General features: G+C 70.3%; 20 protein-coding genes and 1 tRNA gene. 12 read left to right on the top strand and 9 right to left on the bottom strand.

Annotated features, from left to right (window positions below; all coding sequences use genetic code 11):
* Positions 1-254: 254 nt before the first annotated feature.
* Positions 255-464: a hypothetical protein gene (locus H537_RS0121190; protein WP_028999446.1), complete on the top strand. Its 210-nt coding sequence runs from the start codon at positions 255-257 to the stop codon at positions 462-464.
* 38 nt (positions 465-502) lie between these two features.
* Here H537_RS0121190 and H537_RS0121195 read toward each other — a convergent pair whose 3' ends face one another.
* A complete protein-coding gene (locus tag H537_RS0121195; RefSeq protein ID WP_043459386.1) occupies positions 503-2,854 on the bottom strand; it encodes a UvrD-helicase domain-containing protein in 2,352 nt (783 codons plus the stop codon).
* An 82-nt stretch (positions 2,855-2,936) separates the two neighbouring features.
* Between H537_RS0121195 and H537_RS44535 the strand changes: the two genes are divergently transcribed.
* The 5 genes from H537_RS44535 to galU all read left to right on the top strand — a co-directional run bounded on the left by H537_RS44535 (position 2,937) and on the right by galU (position 9,971).
* A complete protein-coding gene (locus tag H537_RS44535) occupies positions 2,937-3,740 on the top strand; it encodes a gamma-glutamyl-gamma-aminobutyrate hydrolase family protein (protein WP_043459388.1) in 804 nt (267 codons plus the stop codon).
* Positions 3,737-4,822 (top strand): patatin-like phospholipase family protein, encoded by a 1,086-nt coding sequence (locus H537_RS44540; protein WP_238446748.1) that lies wholly within the window; start codon positions 3,737-3,739, stop codon positions 4,820-4,822. The genes H537_RS44535 and H537_RS44540 overlap by 4 nt, the downstream gene beginning before the upstream one ends.
* A 163-nt stretch (positions 4,823-4,985) precedes the next feature.
* Positions 4,986-5,963: a GMP reductase gene (locus tag H537_RS0121210; RefSeq protein WP_028999448.1), complete on the top strand. Its 978-nt coding sequence runs from the start codon at positions 4,986-4,988 to the stop codon at positions 5,961-5,963.
* Positions 5,964-6,124: 161 nt separating this feature from the next.
* Positions 6,125-8,956, top strand: coding sequence for a valine--tRNA ligase (locus tag H537_RS0121215; RefSeq protein ID WP_028999449.1), 2,832 nt, complete (start codon positions 6,125-6,127; stop codon positions 8,954-8,956).
* Positions 8,957-9,104: 148 nt separating this feature from the next.
* Positions 9,105-9,971, top strand: coding sequence for a UTP--glucose-1-phosphate uridylyltransferase GalU (gene galU, locus H537_RS0121220; protein ID WP_028999450.1), 867 nt, complete (start codon positions 9,105-9,107; stop codon positions 9,969-9,971).
* 75 nt (positions 9,972-10,046) lie between these two features.
* On the opposite strand, the gene H537_RS0121225 is transcribed toward galU, so the two are convergent.
* Together H537_RS0121225 and cysM are read right to left on the bottom strand one after the other, a co-directional pair.
* Entirely contained in the window at positions 10,047-10,274 is a 228-nt protein-coding gene (locus H537_RS0121225; protein WP_028999451.1) for a sulfurtransferase TusA family protein, read from the bottom strand.
* A gap of 25 nt (positions 10,275-10,299) precedes the next feature.
* Positions 10,300-11,205 (bottom strand): cysteine synthase CysM, encoded by a 906-nt coding sequence (gene cysM / locus H537_RS0121230; RefSeq protein ID WP_028999452.1) that lies wholly within the window; start codon positions 11,203-11,205, stop codon positions 10,300-10,302.
* Between the two features lie 109 nt (positions 11,206-11,314).
* Here cysM and H537_RS0121235 point away from each other — a divergent pair.
* The 3 genes from H537_RS0121235 to H537_RS0121245 all read left to right on the top strand — a co-directional run bounded on the left by H537_RS0121235 (position 11,315) and on the right by H537_RS0121245 (position 13,423).
* Positions 11,315-11,399 (top strand) — tRNA-Leu (locus H537_RS0121235).
* Between the two features lie 123 nt (positions 11,400-11,522).
* The gene (locus H537_RS0121240; RefSeq protein ID WP_028999453.1) at positions 11,523-12,119 is read left to right on the top strand and encodes a rhomboid family intramembrane serine protease; all 597 of its coding nucleotides are present in this window, start codon (positions 11,523-11,525) and stop codon (positions 12,117-12,119) included.
* A 170-nt stretch (positions 12,120-12,289) separates the two neighbouring features.
* Positions 12,290-13,423: a S1C family serine protease gene (locus H537_RS0121245; protein WP_238446749.1), complete on the top strand. Its 1,134-nt coding sequence runs from the start codon at positions 12,290-12,292 to the stop codon at positions 13,421-13,423.
* Positions 13,424-13,433: 10 nt separating this feature from the next.
* On the opposite strand, the gene H537_RS0121250 is transcribed toward H537_RS0121245, so the two are convergent.
* Positions 13,434-14,336: an SDR family oxidoreductase gene (locus H537_RS0121250; protein WP_028999455.1), complete on the bottom strand. Its 903-nt coding sequence runs from the start codon at positions 14,334-14,336 to the stop codon at positions 13,434-13,436.
* A 145-nt stretch (positions 14,337-14,481) separates the two neighbouring features.
* On the opposite strand from H537_RS0121250, the gene H537_RS0121255 reads away from it, so the two are divergent.
* Together H537_RS0121255 and H537_RS0121260 are read left to right on the top strand one after the other, a co-directional pair.
* Positions 14,482-15,531: a CDP-6-deoxy-delta-3,4-glucoseen reductase gene (locus H537_RS0121255; RefSeq protein ID WP_028999456.1), complete on the top strand. Its 1,050-nt coding sequence runs from the start codon at positions 14,482-14,484 to the stop codon at positions 15,529-15,531.
* Positions 15,532-15,535: 4 nt separating this feature from the next.
* Positions 15,536-16,516, top strand: coding sequence for a Bug family tripartite tricarboxylate transporter substrate binding protein (locus H537_RS0121260; RefSeq protein ID WP_028999457.1), 981 nt, complete (start codon positions 15,536-15,538; stop codon positions 16,514-16,516).
* 87 nt (positions 16,517-16,603) lie between these two features.
* Here the strand turns inward: H537_RS0121260 and H537_RS0121265 are convergent, their stop codons facing one another.
* The 5 genes from H537_RS0121265 to H537_RS0121285 all read right to left on the bottom strand — a co-directional run bounded on the left by H537_RS0121265 (position 16,604) and on the right by H537_RS0121285 (position 21,740).
* Entirely contained in the window at positions 16,604-17,305 is a 702-nt protein-coding gene (locus H537_RS0121265; RefSeq protein WP_028999458.1) for an ABC transporter ATP-binding protein, read from the bottom strand.
* Positions 17,306-17,333: 28 nt separating this feature from the next.
* Positions 17,334-18,107 (bottom strand): ABC transporter ATP-binding protein, encoded by a 774-nt coding sequence (locus tag H537_RS0121270; RefSeq protein WP_028999459.1) that lies wholly within the window; start codon positions 18,105-18,107, stop codon positions 17,334-17,336.
* The gene (locus H537_RS0121275; RefSeq protein ID WP_028999460.1) at positions 18,104-19,231 is read right to left on the bottom strand and encodes a branched-chain amino acid ABC transporter permease; all 1,128 of its coding nucleotides are present in this window, start codon (positions 19,229-19,231) and stop codon (positions 18,104-18,106) included. Before H537_RS0121275 ends, H537_RS0121270 begins: the two co-directional genes overlap by 4 nt.
* Positions 19,232-19,256: 25 nt before the next feature.
* Positions 19,257-20,180 (bottom strand): branched-chain amino acid ABC transporter permease, encoded by a 924-nt coding sequence (locus H537_RS0121280; protein ID WP_028999461.1) that lies wholly within the window; start codon positions 20,178-20,180, stop codon positions 19,257-19,259.
* 228 nt (positions 20,181-20,408) lie between these two features.
* Positions 20,409-21,740, bottom strand: a complete 1,332-nt coding sequence (locus H537_RS0121285; protein WP_028999462.1) for a replication-associated recombination protein A — start codon at positions 21,738-21,740, stop codon at positions 20,409-20,411.
* Between the two features lie 107 nt (positions 21,741-21,847).
* Between H537_RS0121285 and H537_RS0121290 the strand changes: the two genes are divergently transcribed.
* Positions 21,848-23,182 carry a carbohydrate porin gene (locus H537_RS0121290; protein ID WP_238446751.1) on the top strand — a complete coding sequence of 445 codons (1,335 nt, stop codon included), beginning with the start codon at positions 21,848-21,850 and terminating at the stop codon, positions 23,180-23,182.
* The last annotated feature ends 48 nt before the right edge of the window (positions 23,183-23,230 follow it).

The raw sequence follows: 23,230 nt of genomic DNA on the forward strand, positions 1-23,230 counted from the left end.
GGCCGCGGCAGGGATGCGGCGGCCGGTGCGCCCGCGCGGCACGGCCGTGGCGGGCAGGCCCAGCGCCTGCCGGGTGGCGTTCAGGAAACTCTCGCTCAGGGTCGTCATGGTCTGCTTCGGTGTCGGGTGCTGCGCGTCGTGCAGCTCGGCCCGCACTCTGACGGCGCCCGATGACGGGCGCATGTCACACCGGTGACGCATCCATGACGCCCGCGCGCCGGGCACCCCGGAACGGGGGCCGACAATCGCGCCCCATGAAAAAACTCCGCGCCCCGCTCCTGGCCCTGCTGGCCGTCCCTCTCCTGCTGTCCGGCTGTGCCGTGGTCTCGGTGGCCGGCGCCGCCGCCGGCGCGGCCATCTCCGTCACCGGCGCGGTGGTGAGCACCGGCATCTCCGTGACCGGCAAGGTGATCGAGAAGACGGTGGACGCGGTGGCCGGGGACGACGAGGAAGCGAAGCGCTGACCTGAGCCGCTCCGCCCGCCCGCCGGCCGGCCGGCCGGTCAGTCGATCGGCGTGAGCTTGGCCACCGACAGCGCCAGCCACTTGCGCCCGTGGCGGCCGAAGTTCACCTCGGCGCGGGCGTCCTCGCCGGAGCCTTCCAGCGTCACCACCACGCCTTCGCCGAAGCGGGTGTGGAACACCGCCTTGCCCACCGTCAGCCCGTGCGAGGGCGGCGCCTTGGGCACCAGCGGCGGCGGCGCCGGTTCGCGGCGCGCCTGCTGGAATGGTGACGAGGCCGACTGCTGCCACGCCTGCCGAGGCGTGAAGGCCATGCCGCCCTGCAGGCCCGTGCGCGGCGTGATCCATTTCAGCGCCCCGTCGGGCAGCTCGTCGAAGAAGCGGCTCTTGACGTTGTAGCGGGTCTGCCCGTGCAGCAGCCGCGTCTGGCTGAAGCTCAGATACAGGCGCTTCCTGGCGCGCGTGATGGCCACGTACATCAGCCGCCGTTCCTCCTCCAGCCCGTCGGCGTCGGAGAGCGAGTTCTCATGCGGGAACAGCCCCTCCTCCAGCCCGGTGATGAACACGGCGTCGAACTCCAGGCCCTTGGCCGAGTGCACGGTCATGAGCTGCACCGCGTCCGAGCCGGCCTGCGCCTGGTTGTCGCCCGCCTCCAGCGAGGCGTGGGTGAGGAAGGCCGCCAGCGGGCTGACGATCTCGCCCGTCTCGGCATCGGGCAGCAGGTCGGCGCCGATGGCCTCGGCGCCCTCGGGGCGCAGCTCGTCCACGGGCAGCGCCACCGCCTCCTTGCCGAAGCCCTCCTGCGTCACGAAGGCCTCGGCGGCGTTGACCAGTTCCTCCAGGTTCTCGATGCGGTCCTGGCCGTCCTTGTCGGTGCGGTAGAAGTCCAGCAGCCCGCTGGCCTGCAGCATGCGGCCGATGATGTCGCGCAGCGTCAGGCCGCGGGTCTCCTCGCGCAGGCGCAGGATCAGGTTGTTGAAGGCCGCCAGGTTCGCGCCGGCGCGGCCCGCGACCGCGCCCACGCTCTGGTGCAGGCTGCGCCCGCTGGCGCGCGCGGCGTCGGTGAGCTGCTCGATGCTGCGCGCGCCGATGCCCCGGGCCGGGAAATTCACGACGCGCAGGAAGCTGGTGTCGTCGTGCGGGTTCTCGAGCAGCCGCAGGTAGGCCAGCGCGTGCTTCACCTCCGCGCGCTCGAAGAAGCGCAGGCCGCCATAGACGCGGTACGGGATGCCGGCGTTGAACAGCGCGCTTTCCAGCACCCGGCTCTGCGCGTTGGAGCGGTAGAGCACCGCGATCTCGCTGCGCGGCAGCCCGCCGCGGTGCAGCAGCTGCGCCTCCTCCACCAGCCACTGCGCCTCGGCGTAGTCGCTCACGCTCTCGTGCACGCGCACGGGCTCGCCCGGGCCGGCCTCGGTGCGCAGGTTCTTGCCCAGGCGGCGGCTGTTGCGCGCGATGAGGCCGTTGGCAGCGTCAAGGATGTTCCCGTAGCTGCGGTAGTTGTGCTCCAGCTTGATGATCTTCTGCACGCGGTACTCGCGCTCGAAGTCCGCCATGTTCCCCACGCGCGCGCCGCGGAAGCCGTAGATCGACTGGTCGTCGTCGCCCACGGCGAACACGCTCTGCCCGCCGCCCGGGGGCGCGAGCATCTTCAGCCACGCGTACTGCAGCCGGTTGGTGTCCTGGAACTCGTCCACCAGCAGGTGGCGGAAGCGCTGGCGGTAGTGCGCCGCCAGCGGTTCGTGGTCGCGCAGCAGCTCGTAGCTGCGCAGCATCAGCTCGGCGAAGTCCACCACGCCCTCGCGCTGGCACTGGTCCTCGTAGGCGGCGTAGATGGCCACGAGCTGGCGCGTGTGCGGGTCCAGCGCCTCGACGTCGCGCGGGCGCTTGCCGTCCTCCTTGCAGCTGGCGATGAACCAGCTCACCTGCTTGGGCACGAAGCGCTCCTCATCGAGCTTCATCGTCTTGATGACGCGCTTGATGGCGGAGACGGTGTCGCCCGAGTCCAGGATCTGGAAGCCCGAGGGCAGCCCGGCCTGCTTCCAGTGCGCGCGCAGCAGCCGGTTGCACAGGCCGTGGAAGGTGCCGATCCACATGCCGCGCACGCTCAAGGGCAGCAGCGCCGAGAGGCGCGCCATCATTTCCTTGGCCGCCTTGTTGGTGAAGGTCACGGCCAGCAGCCCGCCGGGCGAGACCTGCCCGGTCTGCAGCAGCCAGGCGATGCGCGTGGTCAGCACGCGGGTCTTGCCCGAGCCGGCGCCGGCCAGGATCAGCGACGGCTGCGACGGCAGCGTCACGGCGGCAAGCTGTTCGGGATTGAGCTGGCGCAGCAGCGCGCTCGGCACGGGAGGCGCGCCGGCGGCGGCCTCTTCAGCGGTGATCGACGGGGAACCCATGTGGCATTTTAGGAGGCGCCCCCCGCGTCACGGGGGAGCGCCCCGGGCAGCGTCCAGGCACCGCATTCGCTCCGCGCTGGGCATGGCTCCCTTGCTCATTGGCATTTCCGCCCGGATTTACTACCCGCAGGCCCCGGTCGCCGACACCGGTGGCGTCTTCACGCGCACGCTGCACTACCTGGAGCAGTCGGTGGCGCACTGGATCCTCAAGCCGCGCGTGCTGGCGCTGATGATCCCGGCCATCGAGCGCGAGGGCCTGCTGCTGCCGCGCGAGGTCAGCATCGCCGACTACGCCGAGCAGCTCGACGGCCTGGTGTTGCAGGGCGGCAACGACGTGTCGCCGCAAAGCTACGGCGAGCACCCGATGCACGCGGACTGGGGCGGCGACCGCATCCGCGACCGCTACGAGATCGAGCTCTTCCGCGCCTTCTTCGCCGCGCGCAAGCCCGTGATCGGCATCTGCCGCGGCTGCCAGCTGATCAACGTGGCGCTGGGCGGTACCCTCTATCAGGACATCCCCACCCAGCTGCCCGAGGCGCTCGGGCACCGCGACCTCATGCGCTACGACCAGCAGTTCCACGACATCGAGATCGTTCCCGGCTCGCGGCTGTCGCAGCTCTACGGCGGCGCCACGCAGGGCGAGGTCAATTCCATCCACCACCAGGCGGTCAAGGACCTGGGTGAAGGCCTGGTGGTGGAAGCGCGCGGCGTGCCCGACGGCGTGGTGGAGGCCGTGCGCTGGCAGGGGCCGGGCTACGTCTTCGGCATGCAGTGGCATCCGGAGTTCATGGCCGGCGCCGCACCGCACCCGGGCCGGCTCGACGACGAGCCGATCCTGCACGAGTTCCTCAGCGCCGCGGCCGAGCGCAAGGGGCAGCGGCATTGAGCCGCGGCCTGTGGCCCTGGCGCCGCGAGCCGGCGCCGCGCCCGGTCGCGCTCGCGCTGCAGGGCGGTGGCGCGCACGGCGCCTTCACCTGGGGCGTGCTCGACGAGCTGCTGCAGCAGCCGGACCTGCGCATCGAGGCCCTCAGCGGCACCAGCGCCGGCGCGATGAACGCCATCGTGCTGGCGCACGGGCTGCTCGACGGCGGGCGCGAGGGTGCGCGCGAGGCGCTGCACCGCTACTGGCACGCCCTGAGCCAGCAGCTGCCCGCCGGCGCCGTGCGCGCGGGCCGCAACGGCGACGAGGTGCCCTCGCTGCACCCGGCGGCGCAGGCGCTGATGCAGTGGACGCGACTGCTCTCACCCTACGCGCTCAATCCGCTCAACCTCAACCCGCTGCGCGGGCTGCTGGAAGGGCTGGTCGATTTCGAGCGGCTGCGCGCCAGCGCCGGGCCGCAGCTCTTCATCGCCGCCACCAACGCCAACACCGGGCAGCTGCGGCTGTTCCGGCGCCACGAGCTCAGCGTGGAGGTGGCGCTGGCCTCGGCCTGCCTGCCGATGGTGATGCAGGCGGTGGAGATCGACGGCGAGCCCTACTGGGACGGCGGCTACGCCGCCAACCCCGCGCTGCTGCCGCTGGTGTGCGAGAGCGACGCGCCGGACCTGCTGATCCTCACGCTTAACCCGCGCGTGTTCGGCCCCCTGCCGCGCACGGCGGGGCAGATCCAGCAGCGCGCGCTGGAGATCGGCTTCAGCGCCTGCTTCCTGCACGAGCTGCGCTGGCTGCAGCAGCTGCAGTCGCTGGCACGCCAGGGCGCGTGGCGCGGCTGGGGTTCGCGCCGCCGCGTGGCGTCGCTGCGAGTGCACGTGATCGAGGCCGACGAGCAGCTGGCCGGGCTGCCCATGCACACCAAGCTGATCCCGCACCGTCCCTTCCTGGAAACGCTGCGCGACCGCGGCCGTGCGCATGCCCAGGAGTGGCTGGCGCAGCAGGGCAGCGCCATCGGGCAGCGCTCCAGCGCCGACCTGGCGGCCCTGCTCGGCAACGGGTCATTGACGCCGGAGCCCGGCGCCGCGCCTGCGTAGAATTCGTCACCGGGCCCAAATTTTTGGAGCCCGGTTTTTTGTGTCCGCACCGTCCATGCCGACGGCCTCGCGGGACCGCCGGGTTCCAGGTCAAGCGCTCGCAGCCATTGGGCCGCGCACTGCCACAACGCGCCGCCTCTGGACCAACCTCTGGAGCCTTTTCTTGGACATCTTCGACTACGACAACGTGCTGTTGCTGCCGCGCCGCTGCCGCGTGGAAAGCCGCAGCGAGTGCGACACCTCGGTGCAGTTCGGCCCGCACCGCTTCAAGCTGCCGGTGGTGCCGGCCAACATGAAGACCGTGCTCGACGAGGGCATCGCCGCCTGGATGGCGCGCGAGGGCTACTTCTACGTGATGCACCGCTTCGACCTGGACAACGTCGCCTTCGCCCGCTCGATGCGCGAGCAGGGACTGATCGTCTCGATTTCCTCGGGCGTGAAGGAAGCCGACCGCGCCGTGATCGACCGCCTGGCGGCCGAAGGGCTGGGCGCGGACTACATCACCATCGACATCGCCCACGGCCATGCCGACAGCGTCCAGCGCATGATCGGCTACATCAAGCAGCGGCTGCCGCAAGCCTTCGTGATCGCCGGCAACGTGGGCACGCCCGAGGCCGTGATCGACCTGGAGAACTGGGGCGCCGACGCCACCAAGGTGGGCATCGGCCCGGGCAAGGTGTGCATCACTCGGCTCAAGACCGGTTTCGGCACCGGCGGCTGGCAGCTCTCGGCGCTGAAATGGTGCGCGCGCGTGGCCACGAAACCGATCATTGCCGACGGCGGCATCCGCCACCACGGCGACATCGCCAAGAGCGTGCGCTTCGGCGCGGCAATGGTGATGGTCGGCTCGCTCTTCGCCGGCCACGAGGAAAGCCCCGGCCGCACGGTGGAGGTGGATGGGCAGCTCTACAAGGAGTACTACGGCTCGGCCTCGGACTTCAACAAGGGCGAGTACAAGCACGTGGAGGGCAAGCGCATCCTGGAGCCGGTCAAGGGCAAGCTCGCCGACACGCTGCGCGAGATGCGCGAGGACCTGCAGAGCTCCATCTCCTACGCCGGCGGGCGCGAGCTGCGCGACCTGCGCAAGGTGAACTACGTCATCCTCGGCGGCGAGAACGCGGGCGAGCACCTGCTGATGTAAGCCCGGACGCCCGGCTCGCGACCCGGGCCGGGCGGGCGCGGCGGGGCCATCGGGGCGCCTGCCAGGGGGTGGAAAGCGGCACCCTACAATCCCGCACCCCCATGATTTCCCGGTGTTGGCGCGCCCCCGTTCGTGCGCCGGCGCGCCACTGCTTCCCTGCCATGACCGAACTCGCCAAATCCTTCGAGCCCGCCGCCATCGAGGCCCACTGGGGCCCGCTGTGGGAAAAGAGCGGTGCCTACGAGCCGACGCTGGACCCGAGCAAGCAGTCCTTCTGCATCCAGCTGCCGCCGCCCAACGTCACGGGCACGCTGCACATGGGCCATGCGTTCAACCAGACGATCATGGACTCGCTCACGCGCTACCACCGCATGCGCGGCTTCAACACGCTGTGGGTGCCGGGCACGGACCACGCCGGCATCGCCACGCAGATCGTGGTGGAGCGCCAGCTGCAGGAGCAGAAGCAGGACCGCCACGAGCTCGGACGCAAGAACTTCGTGGCGCGCGTATGGGAGTGGAAGGAAAAGAGCGGCTCCACCATCACGCAGCAGATGCGCCGCATGGGCGACAGCGTGAGCTGGCAGCACGAGTACTTCACGATGGACGAGAAGCTCTCGAAGGTCGTGACGGAAACCTTCGTGCGCCTGTACGAGGAAGGCCTGATCTACCGCGGCAAGCGCCTGGTCAACTGGGACCCGGTGCTCAAGTCCGCCGTCTCCGACCTGGAGGTCGAGAGCGAGGAGGAGGACGGATCCCTCTGGCACATCCGCTACCCGCTGGCCGACGGCTCGGGTGAGCTGGTGGTGGCCACCACCCGTCCCGAGACCATGCTGGGCGACGTGGCCGCCATGGTGCATCCGGAAGACGAGCGCTACGCCGCGCTGATCGGCAAGCAGGTCACGCTCCCGCTGACGGGCCGCACCATCCCCGTGATCGCCGACGACTACGTGGACCGCGAGTTCGGCACCGGCGTGGTCAAGGTCACGCCCGCGCACGACTACAACGACTACGCGGTGGGCCAGCGCCATGGCCTGCCCATGATCAGCATCTTCACCCTCGATGCCACGCTCAACGAGCAGGCGCCCGAGGCCTACCGCGGCCTGGACCGCTTCGAGGCGCGCAAGCGCATCGTGGCCGACCTGGAGGCGCAGGGCCTGCTGGCCGAGGTCAAGAAGCACAAGCTGATGGTGCCGCGTTGCGCGCGCACCGGGCAGATCGTCGAGCCCATGCTCACCGACCAGTGGTTCGTGGCCATGACCAAGCCCGGCGCCGACGGCAAGTCCATCGCCGAGAAGGCCATCCAGGTGGTCGATGACGGCTCGGTGAAGTTCGTGCCCGAGCAGTGGATCAACACCTACCACCAGTGGATGAAGAACATCCAGGACTGGTGCATCAGCCGCCAGCTGTGGTGGGGCCACCAGATCCCGGCCTGGTACGGCAGCGGCGGCGAGATCTTCGTCGCGCGCAACGAGGAGGAGGCGCGCGCGCGGGCCGAGGCCGCCGGCTACCGCGGCGAGCTCACCCGCGACGAGGACGTGCTCGACACTTGGTACTCCTCGGCGCTGGTGCCCTTCTCCAGCCTGGGCTGGCCCGAGAAGACGCCCGAGCTGGACCTGTTCCTGCCCTCCTCCGTGCTGGTCACGGGCTTCGACATCATCTTCTTCTGGGTCGCCCGGATGATCATGATGACGGTGCACTTCACCGGCCAGGTGCCCTTCCGCCACGTCTACATCCACGGCCTGGTGCGCGACGCGCAGGGCAAGAAGATGAGCAAGTCCGAGGGCAACGTGCTCGACCCGGTGGACCTCATCGACGGCATCGCGCTGGAGCCGCTGCTGCAGAAGCGCTCCACCGGCCTGCGCAAGCCCGAGACCGCGCCGCGCGTGCGCAAGGACACGCAGAAGGAGTTCCCGGAGGGCATTCCCGGCTACGGCGCCGACGCGCTGCGCTTCACCTTCGCCGCGCTGGCGAGCCTGGGGCGCAACATCAACTTCGACTCCAAGCGCTGCGAGGGCTACCGCAACTTCTGCAACAAGCTCTGGAACGCCACGCGCTTCGTGCTCATGAACTGCGAGGGCCAGGACTGCGGCCTGGCCGAGCACGGCGCCGAGGCCTGCGTGCCCGGCGGCTACCTGGACTTCTCGCAGGCCGACCGCTGGATCACGAGCGAGCTGCAGCGCGTGGAGGCGGCCGTCGAAACCGGCTTTGCCGAGTACCGGCTCGACAACGTGGCCAACGCCATCTACTCCTTCGTGTGGGACGAGTACTGCGACTGGTACCTGGAGATCGCCAAGGTGCAGATCCAGACCGGCACGGCCGAGCAGCAGCGCGCCACGCGGCGCACGCTCATCCGCGTGCTGGAGACGGTGCTGCGGCTGCTGCACCCGATCACGCCCTTCATCACTGCCGAGCTGTGGGAGCGCGTGGCGCCGGTGGCCGGGCGCAAGGTGGCCGGCGACGCGCAGAGCCTCGTGACGGCCGCCTACCCGCGTCCGCAGCTCGAGCGCGTGGACGCCCAGGCCGACGCCTGGGTCGGCAAGCTCAAGGCGCTGGTGGGCAGCTGCCGCAACCTGCGCGGCGAGATGAACCTCTCGCCGGCCGAGCGCGTGCCGCTCTACACCTTCGGCGACGAGGGTTTCGTCAACGTCGCGGCGCCGCTGCTCAAGGCGCTGGCCAAGGTGTCGGAAGTGCGCGTGTTCGCCGACGAGGGCGACTTCGCGCAGGCCACGCAGATGGCGCCGGTGGCGGTGCAGGGCGACATCCGGCTGGCGCTGCACGTCGAGATCGACGTCGCCGCCGAGCGGGCGCGGCTGTCCAAGGAAGTGGCGCGGCTCGAAGGCGAGATCACCAAGGCCAACGCCAAGCTGGGCAACGAGAGCTTCGTGGCCCGCGCGCCGGCCGCCGTGGTGGAGCAGGAGCGCCAGCGCCTGGCCGACTTCGGCCAGACGCTGCAGCGGCTGCAGCAGCAGCTGCAGCGTCTGCCCGCGGCCTGAGGCAGGGTCCGGCACGCATCCTGCTGGGGAGAAGCCCCGGGACTGCGCCCCAGCTCACCCCCGGCTCCCTGGAGCCGGAGGGCGCTGGGTGCCGTGCCAGAATGGCCCGTCCCAAGCATGCCTCTCCGTTGGAGCAACGAACCCCATGATGAGTATCAAGAAGGCCGTCTTCCCGGTCGCCGGTCTCGGCACGCGTTTCCTGCCCGCTACCAAGGCGCAGCCCAAGGAAATGATGCCGGTGGTGGACAAGCCGCTGATCCAGTACGCGGTGGAAGAAGCCTATGCCGCAGGGGTGCGCGAGATGATCTTCGTCACCGGGCGCCACAAGCGCCCGATCGAGGACCACTTCGACATGAGCTTCGAGCTCGAAAAGACCCTGGAGCAGGCTCACAAGCAGGAACTGCTGGAGGTCGTGCGCAGCGTCAAGCCGGCCGACATGGAATGCATCTACGTGCGCCAGGCGCAGTCGCTGGGCCTGGGCCACGCGGTGCTGTGCGCCGAGCGCCTGGTGGGCAATGAGCCCTTCGCCGTGCTGTTGGCCGACGACCTGATGGTGGGCGAAACGCCGGTGCTGCAGCAGATGGTGGAACAGTTCGCCGAATGGCGCACTTCCATCCTGGCCGTGCAGGAGGTGCCGCAGGCCTACGTCAAGCGCTACGGCATCGTCGCCGGCACGGCGGTGAGCGATTGCATGACGGAGGTCAATCGCATCGTCGAGAAGCCGTCGCCCGAGGAGGCGCCGTCGCGGCTGGCTGTGGCCGGGCGCTACATCCTCACGCCGGGCGTGTTCCACGAGATCCGCAACCAGAACCAGGGCGTGGGCGGCGAGATCCAGCTCACCGACGGGATTGCCGGACTGCTGCGCCGCGAGAAGGTCTTCGCCTACAGCTACCAGGGCAAGCGCTACGACTGCGGCAGCAAGGAAGGCTTCCTCAAGGCCAACGTCGAGCTGGCGCTGGATCACCCGGAGGTGGGCACCTGGTTCCGCGGCTACCTCAAGCAGCTGACGCTGTAATCCACAGGCGACGCCGCAGCGGCGGCGTCCGCAGCCCCGACACCCGCGCCCGAGGCGCGGGTGTTTTTCTTTCAGCTACCGCTTGCGCAGCCAGTGCACGAACTCATCGCCGCTGCTGGTCTGTTCCACCAGCTCGTGGCCGGTCTGGCGCGCGAAGGCCTGGAAGTCCCGCACCGAGCCCGGGTCGGTGGCCACCACCTTGAGCACCTGGCCGCTGTCGATCTCGGCGAGCGCCTTCTTGGCCTTGAGGATGGGCAGCGGGCAGTTCAGGCCGCGGGTGTCGATTTCCTTGTCCACTTGCATGGGAGTCGCTCTGGCGGAAGGGATGTCAGGCGGGGAAGACGCCGGTGGAGAGATAGCGGTCGCCGCGGTCGCAGACGACGAAGACGATGGTGGCATCGCGCACCGTGCGCGCGATCTGCAGTGCCGCCCAGCAGGCGCCGGCGGCAGAGATGCCGGCAAACAGCCCTTCCTCGCGCGCCAGGCGCCGCGCCATGTCTTCCGCGTCGGCCTGGCTCACGTGCACCAGCTCGTCCACGGCCGAGGGGTCGTAGATCTTGGGCAGGTAGGCCTCGGGCCACTTGCGGATGCCGGGAATGCGCGAGCCTTCCGAAGGCTGCGCGCCGACGATGCGCACCGCCGGGTTCTGCTCCTTGAGGAAGCGGCTCACGCCGGTGATGGTGCCGGTAGTGCCCATGGCGCTGACGAAGTGCGTGACGCGCCCCTCGGTGTCGCGCCAGATCTCAGGGCCGGTGGTCTCGTAGTGGACGCGCGGGTTGTCGGGGTTGGCGAACTGGTCCAGCACCAGGCCCTTGCCGTCGCGCTGCATCTGCTCGGCCAGGTCGCGCGCGTACTCCATGCCGCCGCTGCGCGGCGTGAGCACGAGTTCGGCGCCGAAGGCCTTCATGGTCTGTGCGCGCTCCACCGAAAGGTCCTCCGGCATGATCAGCAGCATGCGGTAGCCGCGGATGGCCGCGGCCATGGCCAGCGCGATGCCGGTGTTGCCCGAGGTCGCTTCGATGAGCGTGTCACCGGGCTTGATCTGGCCGCGCTCCTCGGCGCGGCGGATCATGCTGATGGCCGGGCGGTCCTTGACCGAGCCGGCGGGGTTGTTCCCTTCGAGCTTGCCAAGCAGCACGTTGTTGCGCTCGGCGAGCATCGCGCCTTCAACGCGTTGCAGCCGCACCAGCGGCGTCTCGCCGATGAACTCTTCGAGGGTCTTGTACGTGGGCATGGAGCAGGCAATGGATGCGTTTGTGCGCCATTGTCGCAGCCGGCCCCGGAGCATGCCGTCGCGCATGACATAATCCCGTCCAGTACGCGAGCGCTGCTTCGCACCCACGGCCCGGGTGGCGAAATCGGTAGACGCAGGGGATTCAAAATCCCCCGCCGCAAGGCGTGCCGGTTCGAGTCCGGCCCCGGGCACCACGCATGGTTGCGACAGCAACGCCGCTTTCGCCGGCTGCCGGCACACCGTCCCGGCTGCGCGCCGGTCCGGTCCGCAGCTTTCCCCCGCCCCTGACGCACGGCACATCTCGCTGCCGCACCGCCATGCCTCCGATGCCGCCCATCACCAAAGCGTTCATGCTGGCCTGCGTGGGAATGTTCTGCGTCCAGTTGCTGCTGCCCTTCGCCTTCCTGGACCTGCTGCTGGCGCTGTGGCCGCTGGGCAGCGGCCAGTTCTGGCCCTGGCAGGTCGTGACGTACGCGTTCCTGCACGGCGGCGTCGTGCACCTGTTCTTCAACATGCTGGGGCTGTGGATGTTCGGCAGCGAGATCGAGCGGCTGTGGGGCAGCCGCCGCTACCTGCAGTTCCTCGTCGCCAGCGTGCTGGCCGCTGCCGCGGCGCAGCTGGTGTTCACGCAGCTCATCGGCTCGGTCACGCCCACCGTGGGCGCCTCCGGCGCGCTGTTCGGGCTGCTGCTGGCCTTCGGGATGATGTTTCCCAACCGCACCATCATTCCGCTGTTCCCGCCCATCCCGATGAAGGCCAAGGTCTTCGTGGCGGTGTTCGGCGGGCTGGAGTTGCTGCTGGGGCTGCAGGGTGGCAGCGGCATCGCGCACTTCGCCCACCTCGGCGGCATGCTCGGCGGCTTCCTGATGATCCGCTACTGGCGCGGCCAGGCGCCTTTCGGCCGCCGCCGCTGACGTCGCCTCGTGGCGGCAGCCGCCACGACCCTTTGGCCGTCACACCGCCTCTGCGGAGCCGCCCGGGCATCCGCGCCTCGTGAGGCCTCCGCGTCCGCGCCGCCTGGAAACACCTGGGAATTGGCATGCGCCTTGCCTAAGTTCAGGCAGTCCCCTATCGGGAGCGCGCCATGACCTCCTTGCTGTCCCACCGGCCGCGCAGCCGCTTGCGCCATCTGCTGTCCGCACCGCGCCTGCGATGGTGCCTGACGATGCTGGCGGCGCTGGCCAGCGCCGGGGTGTGGACGCTGGCGCAGGCGCAGGAGGCGCCACCATCTGAGGCCGCCGCGCAGCCGCCGGCCGCCTCCACCACCGAAGGCGGCATGTCCGAGCAGGAGCGCATGCTGGCGCTGCGCCGCGCCAGCGACGCGGTGCTGGGCGTGGAAGTGCTGGCGCTGTCCAACGCGCGTTCCAACGCCGCCGTGGGCCGCGAGCGCCAGGGCTCCGGCGTGGTGATCGACGACAACGGGCTGGTGCTGACCATCGGCTACCTCATCGTCGAGGCCGAGCAGGTGCAACTGGTGCTCGATGACCAGCGCCGCCTGCCTGCACGCGTGGTGGCCTACGACGTGGCCACCGGCTTCGGCCTGGTGCAGGCGCTCACGCCGCTGCCGCTTTCGCCCGCGCCCATGGGCGACAGCACCGCGCTGCGCGACGGCGAGCCGATCATGATCGTCAGCGGCGGCGACGGCGGCGCCGTGAGCCTGGCCCAGGTGATCTCGCGCCGGCCCTTCTCCGGCTACTGGGAGTACCAGATCGACCAGGCCGTCTTCACCGTCCCGCCGCGCGCTGACCACAGCGGCGCGGCGCTGTTCAACGCCGAGGGCCAGCTGCTGGGCGTGGGCTCGCTGCTGGTGGCCAACGCGCTGGGCAGCGATGACGCCACGCGGATGCCGGGCAACATGTTCGTGCCGGTGGAGCTGCTCAAGCCCATCCTGGCCGAGTTGCGCAGCCGTGGCAGCTCGACCGCCAGCCGCCGCGCCTGGCTGGGCCTGAACTGCATGGAGCGCGACGGTCAGGTGCAGGTGCTGCGCGTCAACAGCGAGAGCCCGGCCGAGGTTGCGGGCCTGCAGCCGGGCGACCGCATCGAGCGCATCGACGGCGCCAACGTGCAGTCGCTGGAGCAGCTGTGGAAGCAGCTGTGGAGCGGCGGGCAGGCCGAGCGCGAGGTGACGCTGGACATCCGCCGCGACGGCCAGCCGCGCCGCCTCACCGTGCACAGCGTGGACCGCATGACCACGCTGAGCAAGGCCGAAGGCATCTGAGCGCGACGGCCTACGGCCCCGGCGGCAGCAGGCCCTCGCGCACCGTGGGATAGCGCAGCCGCAGCCGCAGCTCGTGCTTCAGGCGCCGGTTGTCCAGGCGCCGCGACTCGCCCATGAAGCTCAACTGCAGCGGCGAGAGCTGCTGCCGCGCCTCCTGCCACGAGATGCGCGGCGGCGGCGGCAGGCCGCAGAGCTCGGCCGCGAGGTCGAAGTAGTCGCCCATGCGCAGTTCGGTGTCGTCGCTGGCGTGCAGCACGCGCTGCGGCGCGCCGCGATGCAGCGCCGCGACGCAGGCGCGCGCCAGGTCGTCGGCATGGACGTGGTTCGTATAGACGTCGTCCTCCGCGCGCAGCACCGGGCTGCCGCGCTTGAGCCGCTCGGCCGGATGCCCGCCGGGGCGGCCCACCGCGTAGATGCCCGGGATGCGCAGGATCGTCACCGCCACACCGCTGCGCCGGCCCCAGGCGCGCAGCTGCGCCTCGGCATGCACGCGCCGGCGCGCGCGGGCGGTGGCCGGCCGCACGCAGCGCGTCTCGTCGAAACGCTCGCCGCCGCAGTCGCCGTAGACGCCCGTGGTGCTGCCGTACACCAGGCGCCGCACGCGGCCCGCGCGCCGCGACAGCGCCTGCAGCAGCCGCGCCGTGCGTGGATCGCCCTCGCCTTCGCCCGGCGGCGGCGCCAAGTGCAGCACCGCGTCGGCCAGCCCGGCCAGGCGGCCCAGCGTGGCGGCATCGTCCAGGTTGCCGTGCAGCGGCTGCGCGCCCGCGGCGCGCACGGCGTCGACGCTCTCGCGCGAACGGCACAGCCCCAGCACGCGCCAGCGCCCGGCCAGCAGCCGCGCCACGCGCAGCCCCACGTCGCCGCAGCCCACGATCAACAGCACGGGACGGCGAAAGGTGGCGGGCAGGCTCATGGGGCGGGCGGCAACAGCGGCGGAAATGAGGACACGGCCGCGGTGCTGCGCCGGGAGGGTGAACCGGCAGGCGACAATCTCGCCTTTGTTCCTTCAGCCGCAGCCGCGGCGGCGCGCCAGTGTACGGGCCGCCCGGCCCACCACCATGAGCTACAAGATCAGCGTCCAGCCCGCCGGGCTGAGCTTCGAGGTCGAGAACGAAACCATTCTGGGCGCCGCCATCCGCCAGGGCATCGGCCTGCCCTACGGCTGCAAGGACGGCGCCTGCGGCTCCTGCAAGAGCAAGCTGCTCGAAGGCGAGGTCACGCACGGCCTGCACCAGCACAAGGCGCTGTCGGAAGCCGAGGAAGCGGCGGGCCTGATCCTGACCTGCTGCGCCACGCCCAAGAGCGACTGCGTGATCGAGGCGCGCAGCGTGCCCGGCGCGGGCGAGTTCCCGGTGCGCAAGCTGCCGGTGCGCGTCATCAGCATCGACAAGCCCGCGCCCGACGTGGCGGTGATGAAGCTGCAGCTGCCGGCCAACATGCCCTTCGAATACCACGCCGGGCAGTACGTCGAGTTCCTGCTGCGCGACGGCGCGCGGCGCAGCTACAGCATGGCCAACCCGCCGCATACCGGCCCGATCGAGGCCTCCGCGCCGCCGACGATGGAGCTGCACATCCGCCACATGCCCGGCGGGCTGTTCACGGACCAGGTCTTCGGCACGCTCAAGCCACGCGACATCCTGCGCATCGAAGGTCCTTTCGGCAGTTTTTTCCTGCGCGAGGACAGCGACAAGCCGATGGTGCTGCTGGCCAGCGGCACCGGCCTCGCGCCGGTGAAGGCCATCGTCGAGCACATGCGCGCCAAGGGCATCGAGCGCGAGGCCGTGCTGTACTGGGGCTGCCGCCGCAAGTCCGACCTCTACCAGCACGAGTGGGCGCTGCAGGCCGCCGTCGAGCTGCCCTGGCTGCGCTACGTGCCCGTGCTCAGCGAGCCGGCCGCCGAGGACCAGTGGAGCGGCCGTACCGGCTTCGTGCACGAGGCGGTGATGGCCGACCTGCCCGACCTCTCCGGCCACCAGGTCTACGCCTGCGGCGCGCCGGTGATGGTGATGGCCGCGCAGCGCGACTTCAGCGCCCGCTGCGGCCTGCCCGAGGCCGAGTTCTACGCCGACGCCTTCACCAGCGAAGCCGACAAGCACGAGGAAGACTGAAACGATGCAGCGCCGCGCCGCCCTCTCCCTGCTGGCCGCCACGGTCGCGCTGCCGCTGCACGCGCAGCCGTTGGCGCGGCCGATCCGTCTGGTCGTTCCCTACCCGCCTGGCGGACCGCTGGACGCGGTGGCACGCGCCCTGGCCGAGCGCGTGAAGGACAGCCTGGGCCTGGTGGTGGTGGAGAACCGCCCCGGCGCCGGCGGCAACATCGGCGCCGACCAGGTGGCCAAGGCCGCGCCGGACGGCCACACCATCGTGATGGGCGCGGTAGCCACGCATGCCATCAACCCCTGGCTCTACCGCCAGATGCCCTACGACCCGCTGCGCGACTTCACGCCCATCACGCTGGTGGCGCAGGTGCCCAACGTGCTGGTGATGAACGCCGACAGCGCGGCACGGCTGAAGATCGCCAGCCTGCGTGACCTGGTCGCCTACGCCAAGGCCAACCCCGGCAAGCTCAATTACGGCTCGGGCGGCAACGGCAGCGCCGGGCACCTGGCCGGCGAGATGTTCAAGTCGCAGGCCGGCGTGTTCATGGTCCACATCCCCTACGCCGGCGGCAACGCGGCGCAGCTGGCGCTGCTGTCGGGCCAGGTCGATCTCACCTTCGACAACCTCGCCTCGGCCTCGACCAACATCCGCAGCGGCCGGCTGCGCGCGCTGGCGGTGACGACCGCGAAACGCAGCAGCGCCATGCCCGACCTGCCCACCATTGCCGAAGCGGGCCCGTCGCTGGGCCTGGCGCAGTTCGACGTGGGCACCTGGTTCGGCCTGTTCGGCCCGGCGCGGCTGCCGGCCGACGTCACGCAGCGGATGAACAAGGCCTTCGTGGACGCGCTGGGCTCGCCTGAGCTGCGCAGCCGCATGGGCCTGCTCATGGCCGAGCCCTCGCCCACCACGCCGGAGGCCTTCGGGCGCTTCGTGCAGGCGGAGCTGAAGAAGTACGAGAAGGTGGTGAAGGCGTCGGGGGCGCAGGTGGATTGAACGGCGCCCCTGTCCGATCGGACGGCGCAAGCAAAAGGGCCGCATGCGCGGCCCTTTGTTTTTGATGGGGCGCGAAGCCCGGACGACTCACTCGCCCAGGTACGCCGCCCTCACCTTCGGATCGTCCAGCAGCTGCTTGGCCGGGCCTTCCATCGTGATCTCGCCCGAGTCCATGACGTAGCCGCGGTTGGCCAGCCCCAGCGCGCGGCTGGCGTTCTGCTCCACCAGCAGCACCGTCATGCCCTGGCTATGCACGTCGTTCACGACCTCGAAGATCTTGTCCACCATGATCGGCGACAGGCCCATCGAGGGCTCGTCCAGGATCAGCAGCTTCGGGCGCGCCATGAGCGCGCGGCCCATGGCCAGCATCTGCTGCTCGCCGCCGCTCATGGTGCCCGCGAGCTGGTTGCGCCGCTCCTTCAGCCGCGGGAACAGGGCGAACATCTTGTCCATGTCGGCCTCGATCTCGCGGTCGTTGCGGATGAACGCGCCCATCTGCAGGTTCTCGGTGATGGTCATGCGCGTGAAGGTGCCGCGCCCTTCTGGGACCATCACCAGGCCCTCCTTGACCAGGTCCCAGGCGCCGCGCCCGCGGATGGGCTTGCCCAGGAACTCGATCTCGCCAGCGGCCATGGGCTGCGTGCCCGTGACGGCCTTGAGCGTGGTGGTCTTGCCCGCGCCGTTGGCGCCGATGAGGCTGATGAGCTCGCCCTGCTGGACCTCGAAGCTGATGCCCTTGACGGCCTGGATGCCGCCGTAGGCGACCTTCAGCCCGTTGACCTTGAGCATGGTGTTCGTCGTGGCCATTCGCCGCTCCTCAATGCTGGCCGGCGCCGAGGTAGGCCTCGATCACCTTGGGATTCTTCTGCACCTCGGCGGGCGTGCCGTCGGCGATCTGCTTGCCGTAGTCGAGCACCGTCACGCGGTCGCACAGGCCCATCACCAGCTTCACGTCGTGCTCGATGATGAGGATGGTGCGGCCGTCCTTGCGGATGCGGTCGATGAGCTCGCGCAGCACCACCTTCTCGGTGGCGTTCATGCCCGCGGCGGGCTCGTCCAGCGCGATGAGCTTGGGGTCGGTGGCCAGTGCCCGGGCGATCTCCAGCCGACGCTGGTCGCCGTAGCTCAGCGTGCGGGCCTTGAACTCGGCGTAGCGGCCGATGCCCACGTAGTCCATCAGCTCCAGCGCGCGGCGGCGGATGCGGGACTCCTCCTCGCGGAAGCCCCGGGTGCGCAGCACGGCCCCGAAGAGGCCGGAGCCCGTGCGCACGTGGCGCCCGACCATCACGTTCTCCAGCGCCGTCATCTCGGGGAAGAGGCGGATGTTCTGGAAGGTGCGCGCGATGCCGGCCTTGGCCACCTCGTGCACCGCGGCCGGCTTGTAGGGCTGGCCGCCGAGCTCGAAGCTGCCGGAGTCCGGCGTGTACAGGCCCGTGATGACGTTGAAGAAGGTGGTCTTGCCGGCGCCGTTGGGGCCGATGAGACCGTAGACCTGGCCGGCGCGGATCTCGATGCCCACGTCGGAGAGCGCCTGCAGGCCGCCGAAGCGCTTGCTGACGCCGCTGACCTTCAGCACGGTGTTGCTGCTCATGCCGCGCGCTCCTGGGTGACGGTGAGGTTGGGTTGGTTCCTGGTGGCGCCGGCCGGCTTGGGCGCGGCCTTGCCGTGCTCCGGCGGCGGCCAGATGCCGCGCGGACGCGAGAGCATCACGCCGATCATTGCCAATGCAACCAGCAACTGGCGCAGGATGGCGGCGTCCAGGCGGCCGCCCGTGGCCTCCTGCAGCGGGCCCGCGACGTAGCGCAGGATCTCCGGCAGCGCGGAGAGCGCCACCGCGCCCAGGATCACGCCGGGAATGTGGCCGATGCCGCCCAGCACGATCATCGCCACGATCATCACCGACTCCATCAGCGAGAAGGACTCGGGCGAGATGAAGCCCTGGAAGGCCGCGAACATGGAGCCCGAGACGCCACCGAAGGTGGCACCCATGGCGAAGGCCAGCAGCTTCATGTTGCGCACGTTGATGCCCATGGCCTTGGCCGCCACGTCGTCCTCGCGGATGGCCATCCAGGCGCGGCCGATGCGCGAATTCTCCAGGCGGTGGCAGATCACCACCGTCAGCACCACCAGCGCCAGGAACAGGTAGTAATACAGCGTCACCGGCGCGATGGTGTAGTCGCCGATGGCCAGCGGCTTGCCGAAGCTGAAGCCGCCGATGTGCATCGGATCGATCTGGCTGATGCCGCGCGGACCGTTGGTGATGTTGAGCGGGTACTCCATGTTGTTCATGAACACCCGGATGATTTCGCCAAAGCCCAGCGTGACGATGGCCAGGTAGTCACCGCGCAGGCGCAGCACCGGCGCGCCCAGCACGATGCCCGCCAGCGCCGCCACGGCAGCCGCCAAGGGCACGATGACCCAGATCGGCATGTGCAGCCCGCCCGGGAAGGCCTCGGCAAAGGCCGGGAAGTTCTCGCTCAGGTGCGGCGACGACAGCAGCGCGAACAGGTACGCGCCCACGGCGTAGAAGGCCACGTAGCCCAGGTCCAGCAGGCCGGCGTAGCCGACCACGATGTTCAGGCCCAGCGCCAGCATCACGTACAGCAGCGCCAGCGCCATGATGCGCACCCAGCCCTGGCCGAACTCCTGCGCCACCAGCGGCAGCACCAGCAGCCCGATGGCCGCCAGCACGAACACGACAAGCTTGTTCTTCATGAGGTTCTCTCTCGCAGTCCTCGCATCAGGCCCGGTCGGCCGTGCGTTCGCCCAGCAGGCCCTGCGGGCGCAGCGTGAGCACCAGCACCAGCGCCATGAAGGCAAAGATGTCGGCGTAGTGGCTGCCCAGCACGCCACCCGTCAGATCCCCCAGGTAACCCGCGCCGATGGCCTCCAGCAGGCCCAGCAGCAGCGCGCCCACCACCGCGCCGGCGAGGTTGCCGATGCCCCCCAGCACCGCGGCCGTGAACGCCTTGAGCCCCGGGAGGAAGCCCATGGTGTGCTGCACGGTGCCGTAGTTGGCCGCCCACATGATCCCGGCCAGCGCCGCCAGCGACGCGCCGATGATGAAGGTGGCCGAAATCACCCAGTCCGGGCGCACGCCCATGAGCGAGGCCACGCGCGGGTTCTCGGCCGTGGCGCGCATGGCGCGGCCGAGCTTGGTCTTGTTCACCAGGTACAGCAGCGCGGCCAGCACCAGCGCCGTGATGCCCAGGATCAGGATCTGCGTGACGCTGATGACGGCCCCGGCAATCTCGATCGGGTCCGTGGGCAGCAGCTGCGGGAAGGGCTTCGGGTTGGGCTTCCAGATGATCATGGCCAGCGTCTGCAGCAGCAGGCTCATGCCCATGGCCGTGATCAGCGGTGCCAGGCGCGGCGCGTTGCGCAGCGGCCGGTAGGCCAGCTTCTCGATCGTGAAGTTGAGCGCCGAACAGATGACGACGGCGCAGATGAGCGAGATGAGCATCAGCAGCCAGCCCGGCAGCCCCGAGTCGCCCAGGACCGTGACGACGGTCCAACTGACCATGGCCCCCACCATCAGCACCTCGCCGTGCGCGAAGTTGATGAGGTTGATGATGCCGTAGACCATCGTGTAGCCCAGTGCGACCAGCGCGTACATGCTGCCCAGCACCAGACCATTGATGATCTGCTGAAGAAAAATGTCCATCCGAGGGATCTCCTGCTGCTTACTGCCGGCGCGTGGCTGGCGCCTGTTTTTCGGCTCGTCCGGGTCGCGGCCGTGCGGGGGATACGCACGGGCCATGCCGACCCCGTGGTGAACGGGGCCCGCCGCCGAAAAACCGCGGATTGTAGGTGTGCCAAACACACCCTCAGCCTGGGAGTTGCCCTCGCGGAATGAGTCAAGTAGTGAAAACTTCGCTTACATCAAAAGTGCTTAACGGTCGCCATCTTCACGCGCCGCGGCGTCCAGGCGGCGCAGCTCGGCGAGCTTGTCGCCGATCTTGATTTCCAGCCCGCGCGGCGCGGGCTCGTAGAAGCGCTCCTGCACGCCGTCGGGCAGGTAGCGTTCGCCGGCGGCGAAGCCGCCCTCCTCGTCATGCGCGTAGCGGTAGTCGCGCCCGTGGTCGAGCTGCTTCATGAGCGCAGTGGGTGCATTGCGCAGGTGCAGGGGCACCGGTCGGGTGCCATCGCGCTTCACGAAGGCGCGCACCGCGCCCCAGGCCTTGTAGACGGCGTTGGACTTCGGCGCCACCGCCAGGTAGACCGCGGCCTCGGCCAGCGCCAGCTCGCCTTCGGGCGATCCCAGGCGCTCATAGGTTTCGGCCGCATCCAGTGCCAGGCGCAGCGCGCGCGGGTCCGCCAGGCCGATATCTTCGGCGGCCATGCGGATGATGCGCCGAGCCACGTAGCGCGGGTCCGCGCCGCCGTCGAGCATGCGCGCGAGCCAGTACAGCGTGGCGTCGGGGTCGGAGCCGCGCACCGACTTGTGCAGCGCGGAGATGCTGTCGTAGAACTGGTCGCCGCCCTTGTCGTAGCGGCGCAGCTGCTCGCCCAGCGTGCGCTCCAGCAGCGGCTCGTCGAGCTCGGCCGTGTCGCCGGCCAGCGCCACCAGGTTCTCCAGCGCGTTGAGCAGCCGGCGCGCGTCGCCGTCGGCATAGCCGATCAGCCGCGCCTGCGCCGCCTCGGACATCGGCGGCGCCTGCAGCGCGACCAGCGCCCGCTGGATGAGCTGGCCCATGTCCTCGTCGCCGAGCGCCTTGAGCACGTGCACCGTGGCGCGCGACAGCAGCGCCGCGTTGACTTCGAAACTGGGGTTCTCGGTGGTGGCGCCGATGAAGGTAAACAGCCCCGACTCCACGTGCGGCAGGAAGGCGTCCTGCTGCGCCTTGTTGAAGCGGTGCACCTCGTCCACGAACACCACCGCCGCGCGCGCATTGGCCTGGGCGGCGCGGGCACGCTCCACCGCCTCGCGGATCTCCTTCACGCCGCCCAGCACCGCCGAGATGACGATGAACTCGGCATCGAAGGCCTGCGCCATCAGGCGGGCCAGCGTGGTCTTGCCCACGCCCGGCGGTCCCCACAGGATCATCGAGTGCAGCCGCCCGGTCTCGAAGGCCCGGCGCAGCGGCTTGCCCGGCCCCAGCAGGTGCTGCTGGCCGATCACTTCATCGAGGCTGTGCGGACGCAGACGCTCGGCCAGCGGGACAACCGCCGCGGCCGCACCGGCGGGCGCAGCCGACCCGAACAGGCTTTCCTGGGCATTCATGCGACCGATTGTCTCAGCCGCCGCGGCCGCACCCCGGTCATGGGGACGACATGCGTGCTGGCTACCATCACGCCCCGCTCCGTCCCGACGCCCCGCATCCCTTGCCCATGTTCCGATTCGCCGTCCGCGCCGCGCTGCTGGCCGCGCTGCCCACGACCCTGGCCTTCGCCCAGGCCCCGCTCCCTGCCGACGGTGGCGACGCAGCCTCTTGGGACGCACGCTTCCAGAGCACCTACGTGTGGCAACGCAAGTCCGCCATGCGTTCGCCCTACGCCGGCCCGCACAGCCTGTCGGCCGAGCGCGAGCGCAGCCACAGCTTCACCGCCACCGCGGCGCTGGGCTGGCAGCCCCGCCCCGGCACCGAGCTGTGGCTGAACCCGGAGATGGCCGCCGGCGTGCCGCTGTCCAGCCTCACGGGCCTGGGCGGCTTCACCAACGGCGAGATGGCGCGCAGCTCCGGCCCTGACCCCAAGCTCTACCGCGCACGGCTGTTCCTGCGCCAGACGCTGAACCTGGGCGGCGAGGCCGACGCGGTCGAGGCCGGCATGAACCAGTTCGCCCTGCGCACCACGCAGCGCCGCCTGAGCGTCATGGCGGGCAACTTCGCGGTGACGGACCTCTTCGACGCCAACGCCTACAGCCACGACCCGCGCACGCAGTTCCTGAACTGGTCGCTGGTCACGCACGGCGCCTGGGACTTCGCCGCCGACGCCCGCGGCTACACCTGGGGTGCGGCCGTGGAAGCGCGCGACGGGGACTGGGCGCTGCGTGCGGGCCGCTTCCTGCAGCCCAGGGAGCCCAACGGACAGGCGCTGGACCGCCGCATCGGCGTCCACTACGGCGACCAGATCGAGCTGCAGCACGACCATGAATGGGCCGGCCAGCCCGGTGCGCTGCGGCTGCTGGCCTTCCGCAACCGCGCCCGCATGGCGCGCTACGAGGACGCGCTGGCGCTCTCGGCCGCCAGCGGCAGCGTGCCCGACCTGAACGCGGTCCGCGACGGCGAGCGCATCAAGCACGGCTGGGGCCTCGCGCTGGAGCAGCAGCTGCATCCGGACCTGGGCTTCTTCGCCCGCGCCAGCGCCAGCGACGGCGCCACCGAGACCTACGCCTTCACCGAGATCGACCGCTCGCTTTCCGCGGGACTGCTGCTGCGCGGCAGCGCCTGGAACCGCGGCCAGGACACGCTGGGCCTGGCCCTGGCACGCAACGGCCTCTCGGGCCCGCACCGCGGCTACCTGGCCGCGGGCGGCCTGGGCTTCTTCCTGGGCGATGGCCAGCTGCGCTACGGCGCCGAGCGCGTGGCCGAGGTTTTCTACAACCTGCAGTTGCTGCCGCAGGCCACGCTGGGGCTGGACTGGCAGCACATCGCCAACCCCGGCTACAACGCCGATCGCGGACCGGCGCGCTTCATCGGGCTGCGGCTGCACCTGGAGCTGTAAGCGCCCGGACCCGTCCGGCGGCACCCGCGGCACGGACGCCCGTGCCGC

This window comes from Azohydromonas australica DSM 1124, from assembly GCF_000430725.1.
GTDB classification, from domain to species: Bacteria; Pseudomonadota; Gammaproteobacteria; order Burkholderiales; family Burkholderiaceae_C; genus Azohydromonas; species Azohydromonas australica.

Bases quoted from the DNA above. Each gene is read 5' to 3' on its own strand.
- H537_RS0121190 (WP_028999446.1), top strand. From the start codon at position 255: ATGAAAAAACTCCGCGCCCCGCTCCTGGCCCTGCTGGCCGTCCCTCTC.
- H537_RS0121250 (WP_028999455.1), bottom strand. From the start codon at position 14,336: ATGAGCCTGCCCGCCACCTTTCGCCGTCCCGTGCTGTTGATCGTGGGC.
- H537_RS0121245 (WP_238446749.1), top strand. From the start codon at position 12,290: ATGACCTCCTTGCTGTCCCACCGGCCGCGCAGCCGCTTGCGCCATCTG.
- H537_RS0121255 (WP_028999456.1), top strand. From the start codon at position 14,482: ATGAGCTACAAGATCAGCGTCCAGCCCGCCGGGCTGAGCTTCGAGGTC.
- H537_RS0121270 (WP_028999459.1), bottom strand. From the start codon at position 18,107: ATGAGCAGCAACACCGTGCTGAAGGTCAGCGGCGTCAGCAAGCGCTTC.
- cysM (WP_028999452.1), bottom strand. From the start codon at position 11,205: ATGCCCACGTACAAGACCCTCGAAGAGTTCATCGGCGAGACGCCGCTG.
- H537_RS0121280 (WP_028999461.1), bottom strand. From the start codon at position 20,180: ATGGACATTTTTCTTCAGCAGATCATCAATGGTCTGGTGCTGGGCAGC.
- H537_RS0121260 (WP_028999457.1), top strand. From the start codon at position 15,536: ATGCAGCGCCGCGCCGCCCTCTCCCTGCTGGCCGCCACGGTCGCGCTG.
- H537_RS0121195 (WP_043459386.1), bottom strand. From the start codon at position 2,854: ATGGGTTCCCCGTCGATCACCGCTGAAGAGGCCGCCGCCGGCGCGCCT.
- H537_RS44535 (WP_043459388.1), top strand. From the start codon at position 2,937: ATGGCTCCCTTGCTCATTGGCATTTCCGCCCGGATTTACTACCCGCAG.
- galU (WP_028999450.1), top strand. From the start codon at position 9,105: ATGAGTATCAAGAAGGCCGTCTTCCCGGTCGCCGGTCTCGGCACGCGT.
- H537_RS0121290 (WP_238446751.1), top strand. From the start codon at position 21,848: ATGTTCCGATTCGCCGTCCGCGCCGCGCTGCTGGCCGCGCTGCCCACG.
- H537_RS0121265 (WP_028999458.1), bottom strand. From the start codon at position 17,305: ATGCTCAAGGTCAACGGGCTGAAGGTCGCCTACGGCGGCATCCAGGCC.
- H537_RS0121275 (WP_028999460.1), bottom strand. From the start codon at position 19,231: ATGAAGAACAAGCTTGTCGTGTTCGTGCTGGCGGCCATCGGGCTGCTG.
- H537_RS0121240 (WP_028999453.1), top strand. From the start codon at position 11,523: ATGCCTCCGATGCCGCCCATCACCAAAGCGTTCATGCTGGCCTGCGTG.
- H537_RS0121285 (WP_028999462.1), bottom strand. From the start codon at position 21,740: ATGAATGCCCAGGAAAGCCTGTTCGGGTCGGCTGCGCCCGCCGGTGCG.
- H537_RS0121215 (WP_028999449.1), top strand. From the start codon at position 6,125: ATGACCGAACTCGCCAAATCCTTCGAGCCCGCCGCCATCGAGGCCCAC.
- H537_RS0121225 (WP_028999451.1), bottom strand. From the start codon at position 10,274: ATGCAAGTGGACAAGGAAATCGACACCCGCGGCCTGAACTGCCCGCTG.